The sequence below is a fragment of the Calothrix sp. PCC 6303 genome (assembly GCF_000317435.1).
In the GTDB taxonomy this organism is placed as follows: domain Bacteria; phylum Cyanobacteriota; class Cyanobacteriia; order Cyanobacteriales; family Nostocaceae; genus PCC-6303.
Map to the genome: position 1 here is coordinate 1,855,809 of NC_019751.1, position 12,826 is coordinate 1,868,634.

General features: G+C 41.0%; 13 protein-coding genes and 1 other RNA gene. 10 read left to right on the forward strand and 4 right to left on the reverse strand.

Going from position 1 to position 12,826, the window contains the following annotated elements; genetic code table 11:
* The first annotated feature begins 43 nt into the window (after window positions 1-43).
* The 9 genes from CAL6303_RS07645 (at window position 44) to CAL6303_RS07680 (ending at window position 7,425) form a co-directional block, all read left to right on the forward strand.
* Window positions 44-472: a F0F1 ATP synthase subunit B' gene (locus tag CAL6303_RS07645; RefSeq protein ID WP_015197269.1), complete on the forward strand. Its 429-nt coding sequence runs from the start codon at window positions 44-46 to the stop codon at window positions 470-472.
* A gap of 145 nt (window positions 473-617) precedes the next feature.
* Window positions 618-1,187 carry a F0F1 ATP synthase subunit B gene (locus CAL6303_RS07650; protein ID WP_015197270.1) on the forward strand — a complete coding sequence of 190 codons (570 nt, stop codon included), beginning with the start codon at window positions 618-620 and terminating at the stop codon, window positions 1,185-1,187.
* Window positions 1,187-1,738 carry an ATP synthase F1 subunit delta gene (gene atpH / locus CAL6303_RS07655; RefSeq protein ID WP_015197271.1) on the forward strand — a complete coding sequence of 184 codons (552 nt, stop codon included), beginning with the start codon at window positions 1,187-1,189 and terminating at the stop codon, window positions 1,736-1,738. The genes CAL6303_RS07650 and atpH overlap by 1 nt, the downstream gene beginning before the upstream one ends.
* 115 nt (window positions 1,739-1,853) lie before the next feature.
* Window positions 1,854-3,368, forward strand: a complete 1,515-nt coding sequence (atpA, locus tag CAL6303_RS07660; protein ID WP_015197272.1) for a F0F1 ATP synthase subunit alpha — start codon at window positions 1,854-1,856, stop codon at window positions 3,366-3,368.
* Between the two features lie 106 nt (window positions 3,369-3,474).
* A complete protein-coding gene (locus CAL6303_RS07665; protein WP_015197273.1) occupies window positions 3,475-4,422 on the forward strand; it encodes a F0F1 ATP synthase subunit gamma in 948 nt (315 codons plus the stop codon).
* A gap of 217 nt (window positions 4,423-4,639) precedes the next feature.
* Window positions 4,640-5,026, forward strand: a transfer-messenger RNA (tmRNA) gene (gene ssrA, locus CAL6303_RS28805).
* Window positions 5,027-5,172: 146 nt separating this feature from the next.
* A complete protein-coding gene (gene thiD / locus CAL6303_RS07670) occupies window positions 5,173-5,997 on the forward strand; it encodes a bifunctional hydroxymethylpyrimidine kinase/phosphomethylpyrimidine kinase (RefSeq protein ID WP_015197274.1) in 825 nt (274 codons plus the stop codon).
* Between the two features lie 154 nt (window positions 5,998-6,151).
* Window positions 6,152-6,763, forward strand: a complete 612-nt coding sequence (locus CAL6303_RS07675; RefSeq protein ID WP_015197275.1) for a hypothetical protein — start codon at window positions 6,152-6,154, stop codon at window positions 6,761-6,763.
* Window positions 6,764-7,086: 323 nt separating this feature from the next.
* Window positions 7,087-7,425 carry a P-II family nitrogen regulator gene (locus CAL6303_RS07680; RefSeq protein WP_015197276.1) on the forward strand — a complete coding sequence of 113 codons (339 nt, stop codon included), beginning with the start codon at window positions 7,087-7,089 and terminating at the stop codon, window positions 7,423-7,425.
* 70 nt (window positions 7,426-7,495) lie between these two features.
* Here the strand turns inward: CAL6303_RS07680 and rdgB are convergent, their stop codons facing one another.
* The 3 genes from rdgB to CAL6303_RS07695 form a co-directional block, all read right to left on the reverse strand.
* A complete protein-coding gene (gene rdgB / locus CAL6303_RS07685; RefSeq protein WP_015197277.1) occupies window positions 7,496-8,071 on the reverse strand; it encodes an RdgB/HAM1 family non-canonical purine NTP pyrophosphatase in 576 nt (191 codons plus the stop codon).
* A gap of 78 nt (window positions 8,072-8,149) precedes the next feature.
* Entirely contained in the window at window positions 8,150-8,716 is a 567-nt protein-coding gene (locus CAL6303_RS07690) for a Uma2 family endonuclease (protein WP_015197278.1), read from the reverse strand.
* A gap of 124 nt (window positions 8,717-8,840) precedes the next feature.
* A complete protein-coding gene (locus tag CAL6303_RS07695; RefSeq protein ID WP_015197279.1) occupies window positions 8,841-10,280 on the reverse strand; it encodes a phosphoglucomutase/phosphomannomutase family protein in 1,440 nt (479 codons plus the stop codon).
* 592 nt (window positions 10,281-10,872) lie between these two features.
* Between CAL6303_RS07695 and CAL6303_RS07700 the strand changes: the two genes are divergently transcribed.
* The gene (locus tag CAL6303_RS07700) at window positions 10,873-12,096 is read left to right on the forward strand and encodes a glycosyltransferase family 4 protein (RefSeq protein ID WP_015197280.1); all 1,224 of its coding nucleotides are present in this window, start codon (window positions 10,873-10,875) and stop codon (window positions 12,094-12,096) included.
* A gap of 102 nt (window positions 12,097-12,198) precedes the next feature.
* Here the strand turns inward: CAL6303_RS07700 and CAL6303_RS07705 are convergent, their stop codons facing one another.
* A complete protein-coding gene (locus CAL6303_RS07705) occupies window positions 12,199-12,495 on the reverse strand; it encodes a hypothetical protein (protein ID WP_015197281.1) in 297 nt (98 codons plus the stop codon).
* Window positions 12,496-12,826 lie beyond the last annotated feature (331 nt).

The following is a 12,826-nucleotide window of genomic DNA, read 5'->3' on the forward strand; positions in this document are numbered from 1 at the left end:
AGCTTCCTATGGAAACTAACGTGCAAGCCAAAGAGGGAAAATAATGTTTGATTTCAATGCAACTTTACCAGTAATGGCGTTGCAGTTCCTGCTATTGGCAGCTTTGTTAAATGCAATTTTTTACAAACCCCTGACCAAAGTATTGGACGAACGCGATAACTACATCCAAGGAAATAAACTCAGCGCTCGTGAACGCTTGGATAAAGCAGAACGATTGACAAAAGAGTATGAGCAACAGTTAGCTGACGCTCGTAAGCAGTCTCAAGCGGTGATGGCATCAGCGACAGAAGAAGCTCAGAAAATATATGCCTCCCAAGTTGCTGAAGCTCAAAAAGAAGCTCAAGGGCAACGGGAACAAGCATCTAAAGAGATTGAACAGCAAAAGCAAGAAGTCATGCACTCACTAGAGCAGCAGGTAGACAGCTTGAGCCAACAAATTCTCGATAAACTCTTGGGAGCGAATCTAGTTTAGATTATCGTTGCTCCCGATGTGGGATACCGACGCGTATTTTCAAGTCAAAGCTAAAAGCTTTGGGAAAGTAAGCGTAAATAATACCACTTTTTCTCTTGTAAAAGAGAATTTTTCATGTATTCAGCAATTAAGCAGCTCAGTGTAGATGGTTATAATGGGGACTTTTTTATTACTGGCGGCAGAGGCGAGCGCCTTGCACTCTGAATTATCAGAAGAAGGCGCGACTCATGGTTTCGGTCTAAACCTAGACCTATTTGAGACCAATATCATTAACTTGGCAATTTTGGTTGGGGTACTGGTTGTCTTTGGGCGCAAGCTTTTGACTAACATCCTGAATGAGCGCAGAGCAGCGATTGCAGCGGCGATTCAGGAAGCAGAGCAACGCGCTCAAGAGGCGGCGAGTGCCCTCTCCCAGGTACAGGAAAAATTGACCCAAGCTCAGGCAGAAGCACAACGTATTCGTCAAGCATCTGAAGAAAGCGCTAAAAACGCGAAAGAGGCGATTTTAGCAAAAGCAGTAGTGGATGTGCAGCGTTTGAAAGAGTCAGCGGCTGCGGATTTAAACACCGAACGCGACAAAGCGATCGCGCAATTGCGTTCTCGTGTAGTGGCAATGGCATTACAAAAAGCCGAGTCACAACTTCGAGGTAGCATAAGCAGTGATGCTCAACAACAATTAATTGACCGCAGCATCGCGCTACTGGGAGAAAGTTAATGAAAAGTGATATCGCAACATCTGAAATAGCCCAGCCTTATGCAGAGGCTTTGATGACCGTAGCACAATCCAACAATCTCACAGAAGCATTTGGTAATGATGCTAGAAGTTTAGTGACATTGTTGAATGATAGTCAACAGCTACGTGATTTTTTTGACAATCCTTTTATCTTGCCAGAAAACAAAAAAGCACTAATCGGTCGCGTTCTCGGTGACGACACCAACGCCTTCTTTAGAAGTTTCTTGATGCTGTTGGTAGATAAAAAGCGAATTTCAGTACTGTCTGCAATTTGTAAACAATATCTAGCAATACTTCGCCAGTTGAACCAAACCGTATTAGCTGAAGTTGTTTCTGCGGTTCCCCTCAACGAAACCCAAGAGCAAGCCGTAAAGGAAAAGGTCATGGCTATGACCAATGCTCGGGAAGTAGAACTAGAAAAGAAAGTAGATACCGAATTAATCGGTGGTGTCATCATCAAAGTTGGCTCCCAAGTGATCGATGCGAGTTTGCGCGGTCAACTACGTCGTCTTTCTTTACGTCTGAGCAGTTAATAGCACTGGCAATGGGCAATAGGAATTAGGGCAACTTATTTACAGACCAATAAAATGCCCAAAACCTTATACCCAACACCTATTTACTCTAATCTCCTCGAAACAAAAAACAAACATGAGCATTTCCATCAGACCAGACGAAATTAGCAGCATCATTCAGCAGCAAATCGAGCAATATGACCAAGATGTCAAAGTTGCTAACGTTGGTACTGTTCTCCAAGTAGGTGACGGTATTGCCCGTGTTTATGGCTTAGAAAAAGCTATGGCAGGGGAATTGCTGGATTTTGAAGATGGTACAGTTGGCATCGCCTTCAACTTAGAAGAAGATAACGTTGGTACCGTACTTTTAGGTGAAGGTCGCCAAATCCAGGAAGGTAGCACAGTTACTGCTACTGGTAAAATCGCCCAAGTTCCTGTAGGTGAAGCCCTAATTGGACGGGTTGTCGATGCTTTAGGTCGTGCTATCGACGGCAAAGGTGAAATCAAAACCAATGAAAGCCGCTTGATTGAATCGATGGCACCTGGTATTATTGCTCGTCGTTCGGTACACGAACCAATGCAAACTGGTATCACCGCTATCGACTCCATGATTCCTGTTGGTCGGGGTCAGCGAGAATTGATTATCGGAGACCGTCAAACTGGCAAAACAGCGATCGCTATCGACACCATCATTAACCAAAAAGGTGAAGATGTAGTATGTGTATATGTTGCCATTGGTCAAAAAGCATCCACCGTTGCTAACGTCGTGCAGACATTGCAACAAAAAGGCGCAATGGACTACACTGTAGTTGTAGCAGCTAACGCTTCTGATGCTGCAACTCTCCAGTACCTAGCCCCTTATTGTGGTGCGGCAATTGCTGAGTACTTCATGTACAAAGGCAAAGCAACCCTAATTATCTACGACGATTTATCTAAACAAGCAGCAGCTTACCGCCAAATGTCGCTGTTACTCCGTCGTCCACCCGGACGTGAAGCTTACCCCGGCGACGTATTCTACATTCACTCTCGTTTGTTAGAACGTGCGGCTAAACTCAGCGATGAATTGGGTGCAGGCAGCATGACCGCACTACCAATTATCGAAACCCAAGCTGGTGACGTATCGGCATATATTCCTACCAACGTAATTTCCATTACTGATGGTCAGATTTTCCTTTCCTCTGACCTATTTAATGCGGGTATTCGTCCAGCGGTAAACCCCGGTATCTCTGTATCCCGTGTGGGTTCAGCAGCACAAACCAAAGCGATGAAGAAAGTCGCAGGTAAAATTAAACTGGAATTAGCACAGTTTGATGACCTCCAAGCATTCGCGCAGTTCGCTTCCGACTTGGATAAAGCTACTCAAGATCAGTTAGCGCGTGGTGTGCGTCTACGGGAATTACTCAAGCAACCCCAAAACTCCCCCTTATCTGTATCAGAACAAGTTGCCATTTTATACGCTGGCATCAACGGTTATTTAGATGATGTTCCAGTAGAAAAAGTTGGCGAATTTACCAAAGGTCTACGGGAATACTTGAACAGCAGTAAAACTGCTTACTCACAAAAAGTTCAAGCCTCGAAAGTAATGGGTGATGCAGAAGAAGCAGCCTTGAAAGAAGGTATCACCGAATACAAGAAAAACTTCGCGGCATAACTAGTGCTGAGTAGAAAGTGCTGGGTGCTGAGGATGTTAGCATTCAGCGCTTTTTGGTACTCAGAACCCAATACTCAGGACTTAGAACTTAAGACTTTTTACGATTATGGCAAACTTAAAATCAATCCGCGATCGCATTCAGTCGGTCAAGAATACTAAAAAAATTACCGAAGCAATGCGCTTGGTTGCTGCTGCACGAGTACGTCGCGCTCAAGAGCAGGTTATTTCTACCCGTCCATTTGCTGACCGTTTGGCACAGGTATTGTATAGTTTACAAAGCCGCTTACGGTTTGAAGATGCTGATTTACCCCTACTAAAGAAACGGGAAGTCAAATCAGTTGGGTTGTTGGTAATTTCCGGCGATCGGGGCTTATGTGGTGGTTACAACTCCGGTATTATCAAACGTGCTGAAAACCGGGCAAAAGAACTCAAAGCGGAAGGTTTAAATACAACATTGGTTGTAGTCGGACGTAAAGCTATTCAGTATTTTCAACGCCGCGACTTCTCAATTGATGCTACTTACACAGGCTTAGAACAAATCCCCACAGCCTCAGAAGCTAGAAATATAGCCGACGAACTCCTTTCACTGTTTTTATCAGAAAAAGTAGATCGGATTGAACTTGTTTATACCAAGTTTGTTTCTTTGGTAAGCTCACGTCCTGTCGTCCAAACTTTATTACCTTTAGATACTCAAGGTTTGGAAGCCGCAGATGACGAAATTTTCCGCCTGACTACCCGTGGTGGTCAATTTGAAGTTTCCCGCGAAAAGGTCACAAGTCAGGTACGTGCTTTACCTAGCGATATGATTTTTGAACAAGATCCAGTACAGATTTTGGATTCATTGTTACCTTTGTACCTGAGTAATCAATTACTAAGAGCATTACAGGAATCAGCAGCTAGCGAACTTGCAGCCCGGATGACGGCTATGAGCAACGCCAGTGAAAATGCAGCCGAATTAATTAACTCTTTGACATTGGGATACAATAAAGCCCGTCAAGCAGCTATTACCCAAGAACTACTTGAGGTTGTTGGTGGTGCAGAAGCGCTGAATTAAATCAGTTATCAGTTATCAGGGGACAGAGAACAGGGAAGATAATATACTTCATAAAACTTATCCTTGCTTCAAACTGATAACTGGATACTTTACCTTTGCTACAGTTAGTTCCGACAAACTCAGTAAAATTAACTGTTCCCTGATAACTGATTTAGCTGATAACTGATTTAACTGGTAATTTTTGAAATATCGTACTACAATAGGAATATCAAAGCATGGGGCTTTAAAGGTTTCGACGTGGTAGCGAAAGCTGCTCGTTGATGCAGGTCGAGAGGGAGTCGCATCTCGTTAATAAAGGCTCAAAACAATAGATGCAAACAACATCGTTAAATTTGCTCGTAAGGATGCCCTAGTAGCAGCCTAACAAACCCCTCAAAGGTTCGAGCGCTTCTAGTTTGACTCCGTTAAGGATTAGAGGCAAACCCCAACGGATGCACTAGTTAGTTTTCTCTGGTGGGCTAATTGGTAAAGACTTCACCAAAGCATCCTGCCGTTCGGGATAATGAACGATTCCCGCCTAGAGGGTCAGATAGGCTAAACCTGTGAATGATGCGGGAGTAAATACCTATTGCGGACATGGGTTCAATTCCCATAAGCTCCATTTTTACATAACACCTACTTGAAATCTTATAAATCAAGTAGGTGTTTAATTTTGTTTATGCGATCGCACCACAAAACAAAGGCTGATTAAATCATGCGATCGCGTTCATCAGATCATACATACATAAAGAATTTCAGTCGGAAAATACGATGAAAACTGATAGTGCATCTCAAGTACCCGTGGCAATGACAATTGCTGGTTCTGATAGTGGTGGTGGGGCAGGAATCCAGGCTGATTTGCGGACTTTTGCCTTTCATTGTGTTCATGGTACCAGTGCAGTTACTTGCATTACAGCACAAAATACTCTAGGTGTGCGACGGGTTGATGCCATGTCTCCTGAAGCGGTGACGGCTCAAATCGAAGCAGTTGTCGAAGATATTGGAGTGGATGCGGCAAAAACTGGAATGTTGTTAAACCGAGAAATTATTTTGTGTGTAGCTGAACAGGTACAAAAGTTACAAATTCGTAATTTAGTTGTAGATCCTGTAATGGTTTCCCGGACTGGTGCCCAGCTAATTGATGATGCAGCGATACAGACTTTACGGGAGGTTTTAATTCCTCTGGCTGTCTTAGTGACACCAAATCGTTATGAAGCACAAATTTTGAGTGGTTTGGAGATAAATTCCCTAGATGAAATGAAATTATCAGCTGAAATGATCCAACAAAAACTAAGTGCGAAGACGGTTTTAGTTAAAGGTGGAGGAATGTCGGGAGAATTACGGGGGGTCGATGTTTGGTTTGATGGTGAAAGACTAGAAGTTTTAACTACTAAGCAAATTGAGACAAAAAACACCCATGGAACTGGCTGTACTCTCTCAGCAGCGATCGCATCCAACTTAGCGCGCCATGAAAACCTTTTAACATCTGTAAAAAATGCCAAGGAATACTTGACATACGCTTTAACATATGGATTAGATATTGGCAAAGGTCAAGGACCAGTCGGTCATTTTTACCCACTTCAAAAATTGAGTTGATGTCTGTGCCAACTATGTTCATATTGAGAAAAGGGATCAAAACCTTTGCTCTCTGCGCACTTTTCTACTATTCTTTGGCATATCCTCCATAAACGATTATCACTGATAATATTCTAGTGATCTGTATTACCTATCATTTAGCAATCAATAACTAATGCAAACTGTCACAAATCCGCTACCCAATCCGAATATTGCTAGCAATTCCAGCCATCCGGCATCTGTTCCATTATCCGTGTATCGTCAGTTGGCAAATGAGTTACAAGCAGCACAGGGTAAAATAAATCAACTCGGTGCCACTAATCAGCAACTTGTCCAAGAAAACCAGCTTTTACGGCGAGAAATTAACAAAGTTGTGGAATCGGTGGAAAGTCTACAAAATTTAGTTTCTTCATCTGAAAGGGAGAATTTTTCCCCCCAAGTCGCAGTTGATATTTTGCGTCAAAACAAAAAAGTCGCCACAGAGACTTCCTCCAACTTTGTAAAAACACGTACATCTGACAAAAAGTCAGTTCCTAATTCTAATCGTCCCCCTACCACGCCTCCAACTTCAAAGAATCGGCAACCTCGAACTGTACCAAATTACATACCAATATCTGAAACCTTCTATATTGAGGAGGAAGAAGTTCGCTATGATTACCAACATCACCCTGACGCAGCCGAACTTAACGGCTGGCGATTGTTGATTAGCATTTTTCTAATTATTATTACCGCTTTTGGGGCTGGATATTTAGTTGTGCGTCCACTATTGGAAATTCGTAGTCGTTAACCCGAAGAATAATTAACATTTACCAATTAAATCTCTGAAAAAAGATGTTGAAGTCATAAAACCTTGATAAGCGATGGGAATAGCCCTTTTTCTGTAACAGAAAATACAAAATAATGATAGATTAAAGATAATAGCAAATCTCAAATATAAGGTTGCTGAATATGCAAATTGGCGCTAACTTGAGTACGATACTCTCTTATGAAAGCCTTTTGCAGCTTGAATAATACGGATTTATTGAGAATTGTCTCGCTATTCAAAGCTTTAGGTGAACGAATCTGGTTAGATAGATAAGCCAAGCTATTACAAAGTTAGGAAACAAGCAAATGAGAAAAGTCGAAGCGATTATTCGTCCCTTCAAACTAGATGAAGTTAAAATTGCCCTGGTAAATGCGGGGATTGTCGGGATGACAGTTTCGGAAGTTCGGGGTTTTGGTCGTCAGAAGGGTCAAACAGAACGTTATCGTGGTTCAGAATATACCGTTGAGTTTCTTCAAAAGCTGAAAGTGGAGATTGTGGTTGAAGATAATCAAGTGGATATGGTAGTAGATAAAATTATTGCTGCTGCTCGTACAGGTGAAATTGGTGATGGTAAAATATTTATCTCGCCAGTTGAGCAAGTTGTGCGAATTCGGACTGGTGAGAAGAATACCGAAGCTGTTTAACTAGTTATCAAAGAACACTTAGGAGACATGTAGAAATAAATATTCTCGCGTCTCCTCAAAAAGTTATGATTTACGGCTGTAAGGTTTTTAATTTTTGCAATAGAACCGCGAAAGCTTTACCACGATGACTAACTGAACGTTTGATATCTTTTGGCATTTGTGCGTAGGTTAATTGAGCTTGGGGAACATAAAAAATCGGATCGTATCCAAAACCCCCTTCTCCAGCAGGTTCGTAGAGAATTTCACCACAGCAAGCACCTTCTGATTGTAATGCGATCGCGCCATCAGGGCGAGCCATAGCAATGGCACAAATAAACTTTGCTTGACGGTTAGATTCATTACCAAGTTCTTTTAATAACCTAGCTATTCGCTCAGTATCATTGGCACCATAGCGGGCAGAATACACTCCCGGGGCACCATCTAAAGCATCTACTGCCAATCCAGAATCATCTGCGATCGCCCAATTACCTGTAGCTAATGCAACTTGTGATGCTTTGAGTTGGGCGTTTTCCGCAAACGTTGTACCTGTCTCTTCAACATCTAATTCTTCGGGTTTGAGAATTAAATCCCAACCTGAATCAACCAGGTAAGCTTGCATTTCACCTAATTTACCTGGGTTTCCAGTGGCAACTACCAATTTAGTCATTAGTTATTATTTAAAAGTCTCTACTTTTGGGTGTTCACTACCGTTGATAAATTAATTGTAGGTGGAATGCGATCCTGCCTATACTTGCAACTCAAATCCAGGTAAAACATTTTCTCCAGAAATAATCGCTGGCATTTGGATTACTTCTACAGGTTTTCCAAGTCGATATATTTCTACTTGGTTATCTTGAGGATTAATTAGCCAACCCAAACCCAAACCATTTTCTTGGTATTCCTGCATTTTATCTTGGATATAAACAAGCCTATCAGTTGCAGAGCGTAGTTCAATCAGAAAATCTGGTATAAGTGGCGGAAATTTCTTTCGCTGTTCTATTGTTAAGGCTTCCCAACGTTCCAACTGTACCCAAGCTGCATCAGGAGAACGTTTTGCAGCATTTGGAAGTATAAAGATAGTTGAAGAACTAAAAACTTTTCCTAATTTTGCTTGACGATTCCAATTATTCAAATCTGTGATTAAATCTGCTTCTTGATTTCCGCTTTCTCCTCCTACTGGTGGCAAAATTATTAATTCTCCTGCTGCGCTCATTTCCAGGTTTAAATCGCCATTAGCAACACACAATTGATAAAATTGCTCATCGGTTAAATGATGAGCAATCGGCTCTAGATTGATCACAACGCTACTCATTCAACCTTTCCTCTGCTCAGTTACCAGGTATCAGAGAATTTCTAGTATTATCGAGGCTTTAACTCATACCAAAAATCAGTAAAGAGTAATAACTGTTTACTAATACCTGATAACTGAATTTTACCTATTTTTCAGCCCACTGTTTTGCCCAAGCTAGCGTACTATGAACATCTTCCAAGGTTGCAGCTTCACAATATAGTCGAAGTACAGGTTCAGTTCCACTAAAGCGAATCATCAACCAACGTTGATCAGCAAGACGGTACTTATAACCATCAATTGTCTGACAGCTAATTACTGCTTGTCCAGCAATTTCCTTAAGTGGTTCCTGTTGGAGTTGCGTGAGTAATTTTGCTCGAACTTCCATGCTTGCTAAGGGTAAATCTATCCGATCATAGGCTGAATCGAACCCGGTTTTGGTTTGCAGTTCCCGGTAATATTCGCCCAAATCTAAGCCAGAATCTACCATAGCTTCCAATACATACAAAGCCGATAGCAGTGCATCCCGTTCCGGAATATGGCTACCATAACCAATACCACCGGATTCTTCACCACCTAGTAGCACTTTCGCATCTAACATCCTGTCGGCAATATATTTATAACCTACGGGTGTCTCAAACATCTCCAAGTTGTGCAATTTTGCCACTAGAGGCATCAAATCGGAACCGCTGACGGTTTTAACAATTTCCCCAGTAAAACCACGTCGTAGAGTTAAATGATCAATAAGGATAGGGATTAAAACTTGGGAACTGAGGAAATTACCAGCACCATCTACAGCCGCAATGCGATCGCTGTCGCCGTCAAATACTAATGCTACTGTTAATTTATTGGGATTTTGTTCGCGGTGAGTCTTCATAACCCCAAATAATTTTGAGAGATATTTGGGTAAAGGTTCTGGGGCACCTCCTTCAAATAAAGGATCCCTTTCGCTATTAATTTCCCTAACTCCATCCCCTAATAACATTCCTAATCCACCAGATGCTGCACCATGCATCACATCGGCAAATAGGGTTAGTTTCCCGGATGCGATCGCATCTCGAATCTTCCCGATATCAACCTTACTAGTTAAACCTTGACAATAACTAGTCCAAGGATTAAAACTCTCGATTTTGCCGGGTTTACTAGCCGGTGTTACAGGAGTTGATAGCTGTGCTTCAATTTCCTTAGTGACTTCCTGTGGTACAGAACCACCAAAAGCACTTTTAACTTTTAAGCCTGAGTATTTTCCCGGATTATGACTAGCTGTAATTACCAAAGCCCCCAAAGCATTCTCCTGTTTAGCAGCCCAGCTAAACGCCGGAGTTGGGGCAAATATTTCACTAAATAACACATCAAACCCAGCCGCAGAAACCACCTCAGCTACCTTCTGAGCAAATTCCTCAGACATAAACCGACGGTCATAACCTACAATAATTGTTCGGCTACCTGTTTGTTGCCCATATGTATCCAATAGAACTTTTGCTGCAACTGGTGCTACAAGAGCCACACGTTCAAATGTAAACTCATCCGCAATCACACCACGCCATCCATCTGTACCAAACTTGATTGAGTTATCTACGACTGACATCGAGTTTTCCTAGCTTTTCAAATAAGGATTCTAGCATTTACACGGGGCACCCGGTAACAAAAACATTAAGTAAGTAGAATGTGTACCTAAGTTTATTTTAGTAGGTATAGTACAGAAGTTGGTAAAAAAATTTTAATTGTTTAGGCATAAACACTTCTTGAAAATGCTTGCGATTATCCAGTATTCATTGATATTTGCAAATCTCCATCCTGTCAAAGGTTTCTAATTCCTTAGAGTTTCCATCCTTTTAAATGGTCTGAAATTTTCAATTTAGAATACCCTCAGGCTGAAGTCTGGACGGGCGGTTGCTACACGGACATTAGAACTTCCCGCAGGATAGCTGCCTACGTAGGCTAATTACATGGATCTCATCTTAATATCAAAATGGTATAACTTCCTAAATAAGATGAATATTGAAGTTAATATTTTCATTAGTGTATTTACTGAGAAATTTTCAACATCCTCAAAAATGAGAATCAGGTGTTAAAACTGATCTATAACCTCAACTATCTATGCCGGATATATTCAGATTCCGTAAGTATAGATTAGATGTGATAAAAATATCAATTATCCAAAATATTAGAAGCTAATTATGCGTATTCTCATGCTTTCCTCAACATTTCCTTATCCTCCAAGTCGTGGGGGAACAGAAATTAGAACTTTTAATTTATTGAGATATCTACGCCACAGTCATGATATTACTCTCTTAACACAACGCCATCAAGATGTAACAGACGCTGATGTCGAGGAATTAAAAAAATGGGTGAGTCATCTGTTAATTTTTGCTTTACCAGCGGAACCCATTCCCCAAAAAGGTATGAGTGGATTGTTTGCTAAAGCTGGGAGGTTTATAGAATCAGTGGCTAAAGCTACTCCTGTAAATGTTTTGCATCGCTATTCTCCGGAAATTCAAGACTTAGTAGACAGCTACGTACGGGAGGGAAAATGTGATGTGATTACCTGCGAACATAGCGTGAATGAAATATATATCAGACCAGAATTTCGTCACCGTGTAAATACGGTTGTTGATATTCATAGTTCTGTTTGTGGGTGGACTCGTGATCATTTAGAAATGGGTGCTTCTCCCCATCCACTCCGAGATAGGTTATCTCTAGCTCTAATTTTAAAGCGCTACGAAAAAAAATATAGCTCAAAGTTCTCTTCTATTGTTGTCACCACCGAAGATGACCGTCAAGAATTTATTAAACTACGACCGGATATTAAAATTGAAGTAATTCCTAATGGAGTTGATTTAGAATTATTTCCTTATCGTTCTAATGATCCAGGTGGAACTAATCTTAGCTTTGTTGGAGCAATGGATGCATCCCATAATATTGATGCAGCACGTTTTTTTGCGATTGAAATATTACCAGAGTTACAGAAACACCATCCTGATATTACCTTTAGTATTGTAGGTGCAAGACCAACTCCAGAGGTATTGGAATTAAAAAATTTACCAGGGGTCATTGTAACTGGTAAAGTGGATTCGATGGTGGGTTACTTACACCAATCAATTATTTCTGTAATTCCCTTACGAACAGGGTTTGGGATTAAAAATAAGACCTTAGAAGCAATGGCAGCAGGGCTACCTGTGGTGGGAAGCGATCGCGCTTTAGAAGGATTAGCTGTAGACTCGAATAATCTGCCACTAAGGGCTTTACGTGCTAATCATAAAGATGAATACGTCACTGCTATCTCTCAATTACTGGAAAACCCACAATTACGCAGTGAATTATCTCAAAATGCCAGGGAATACGTGGAAACTGAATTCACTTGGGAAAGTGCAGGCAGGCGCTACGAAAAAGTCTTACTGTAATCGTGGAAACATCCCATACACTTGGAGTATGGGATATCCTGTAAAATTCCCCACTTATTTAGATTAATTTGGGAAATAAGTGAAGAATCCATTTTTGAAGCCCTATTGCTGCATAATTGGAGCCATAAAAACTCGACTTTGGATAGGAATTCTGTATTTTGGACTTGCTTGAGGTTGTTGTATAGATTCTCCCGCTTCTGCTTGAACGATTTTATCTGAATTATCTACAACCTTCGCTGCATCTTCATTTTCCACAGAAACAGATTTTTCAAAATTTACTGTGCCTGTTGTCTCATCATTTTGTTGTAGAGTTGGTGTTTGTGCAAACGATGAAGTTGTAAATAAAGTAAAGTTAAATGAAATTGCAGTAAATATTAAGCACAGATATTTATGTTTCATTGTTTAGTGTCCATTCTCAAAATAAAGGTTAAAATAGTTGCACTCTTGAAACATCACATCTCAACCCCTAACTATCTTCCTCACTTAATCCTCACAAAACCAAAAGTAAGCACACATAAAAAAGTTTGAGTTTCCGAGGGCAACTATAGCGATTCTCAGTTGAGTTAAATACAATTTTTGGTCAAAAATACCGCGAGGACATGGCTTACTTCTCGGTTTCGGAGTAACTTTTTTGCCCTGATTACGCTGATTTGTATCTCATTCAAATGGGAAGTGCTATATATTCAATCTAAAGGTAAAATCTAGCGATATTAAAGCGAATATCTACCGA

Bases quoted from the DNA above. Each gene is read 5' to 3' on its own strand.
- rdgB (WP_015197277.1), bottom strand. From the start codon at position 8,071: ATGACTAAATTGGTAGTTGCCACTGGAAACCCAGGTAAATTAGGTGAA.
- atpA (WP_015197272.1), top strand. From the start codon at position 1,854: ATGAGCATTTCCATCAGACCAGACGAAATTAGCAGCATCATTCAGCAG.
- CAL6303_RS07700 (WP_015197280.1), top strand. From the start codon at position 10,873: ATGCGTATTCTCATGCTTTCCTCAACATTTCCTTATCCTCCAAGTCGT.
- CAL6303_RS07695 (WP_015197279.1), bottom strand. From the start codon at position 10,280: ATGTCAGTCGTAGATAACTCAATCAAGTTTGGTACAGATGGATGGCGT.
- atpH (WP_015197271.1), top strand. From the start codon at position 1,187: ATGAAAAGTGATATCGCAACATCTGAAATAGCCCAGCCTTATGCAGAG.
- CAL6303_RS07675 (WP_015197275.1), top strand. From the start codon at position 6,152: ATGCAAACTGTCACAAATCCGCTACCCAATCCGAATATTGCTAGCAAT.
- CAL6303_RS07705 (WP_015197281.1), bottom strand. From the start codon at position 12,495: ATGAAACATAAATATCTGTGCTTAATATTTACTGCAATTTCATTTAAC.
- CAL6303_RS07680 (WP_015197276.1), top strand. From the start codon at position 7,087: ATGAGAAAAGTCGAAGCGATTATTCGTCCCTTCAAACTAGATGAAGTT.
- CAL6303_RS07690 (WP_015197278.1), bottom strand. From the start codon at position 8,716: ATGAGTAGCGTTGTGATCAATCTAGAGCCGATTGCTCATCATTTAACC.
- thiD (WP_015197274.1), top strand. From the start codon at position 5,173: ATGAAAACTGATAGTGCATCTCAAGTACCCGTGGCAATGACAATTGCT.
- CAL6303_RS07650 (WP_015197270.1), top strand. From the start codon at position 618: ATGGTTATAATGGGGACTTTTTTATTACTGGCGGCAGAGGCGAGCGCC.
- CAL6303_RS07665 (WP_015197273.1), top strand. From the start codon at position 3,475: ATGGCAAACTTAAAATCAATCCGCGATCGCATTCAGTCGGTCAAGAAT.
- CAL6303_RS07645 (WP_015197269.1), top strand. From the start codon at position 44: ATGTTTGATTTCAATGCAACTTTACCAGTAATGGCGTTGCAGTTCCTG.